A 1,245-nucleotide genomic window follows, 5' to 3' on the forward strand; every position below is an offset into this window, starting at 1 on the left:
GGTGACCTGCCCCCCGAGAGTTCCCTCATTCTAATGTAGAGTCTGCCGACAGAGGAGCAGACGTATGAGGAAGAGCCGTTTTACCGAAGCGCAGATTATCGGGATGATCAAGGAACAAGAGGCCGGGCTGCCGACGGTCGAGATTTGCCGGAAGCACGGGCTGAGCACGGCGACGTTTTACAAGTTGAAGGGCAAGTATGGCGGTATGGAGGTGTCCGATGCCCGCCGACTGCGTCAGCTTGAGGACGAGAACGGCAAGCTGAAACGCTTGCTGGCGGACAGTATGCTCGACAACGTCATCCTGAAGGACCTGCTGGGAAAAGCCTGACGACGCCAAGCCAGCGGCGTGATGCTGTGCTCAAAGTGCTGGGAGGTTTTCAGATCTCCCAGCGCCGGGCCTGCGTGCTGATTGGTGTCGATCCCAAGACGGTCCGGCGCGAACGCCCGCCAGACCATGGTGCCATCCGTGTTGCCATGCGTGAGGTCGCGGGCAAGCGCCGCCGCTTTGGCTATCGCCGGATCGGCGTCATGCTCGAACGCCAGGGGCTGATCATGAATCACAAGAAGCTCTATCGGATTTATAGGGAGGAAGGTCTGTCCGTTCGTCGCCGTCGGGTTCGGAAACGGGCGCGTGGTAGTCGCACCCCCATGCCCGTGCCGTTGATCCCGGGCGCACGCTGGTCGATGGACTTTGTGTCGGACACCTTCGGTGCGTCGCGCAAATTCCGGATATTGGCTATCAATGACGATTGCTGCCGGGAGAACCTGTGCCTGGTCGGCGATACCAGCATCTCGGGAGCCCGAGTGGCGCGTGAACTTGATACACTGGTGCGGCTCTATGGCAAACCGGCTTGCATTGTCAGCGATAACGGAACCGAGTTCACCAGTCGGGCGATCCTGGAATGGGCTGGCAAGAACAAGGTCGAGTGGCATTACATCGATCCGGGCAAGCCCCAGCAGAATGGGTTCATCGAGTCCTTCAACGGATCGCTGCGCGATGAACTGCTCAACGAGGAGTTGTTCGACAGCCTGGCCGATGCCCGCCGGAAGCTGGCCATCTGGCGCTATGATTACAACAATGTCCGGCCCCACTCGTCGTTGGGAAATCGAACGACTGCACAAGCGCGTCGGGCGTTCGAGCAGGACGAGAGCATCACGCCCGACGCGCTTGTGCAGGCGCAGGGGCCATCGTATTTAACCGCAAGACTCTCGTTATGATCGAGGGACTGACGGGGGGCAGGTCAC

At 60.0% G+C, this 1,245-nt stretch carries 1 protein-coding gene; it reads left to right on the forward strand.

Annotated elements, in window-relative coordinates:
- The first annotated feature begins 64 nt into the window (after positions 1-64).
- Positions 65-1,218, forward strand: a protein-coding gene (locus K9B33_RS22885; RefSeq protein ID WP_224551416.1) for an IS3 family transposase whose coding sequence is annotated in 2 segments (ribosomal slippage) — positions 65-323 and positions 323-1,218 — 1,155 coding nt in all. Because the reading frame shifts where the segments join, the coding sequence is not laid out codon by codon here.
- Positions 1,219-1,245: the final 27 nt, after the last annotated feature.

Origin of the sequence: Sphingobium sp. 3R8, from assembly GCF_020166615.1 — a bacterium.
GTDB classification, from domain to species: Bacteria; Pseudomonadota; Alphaproteobacteria; order Sphingomonadales; family Sphingomonadaceae; genus Sphingobium; species Sphingobium bisphenolicum.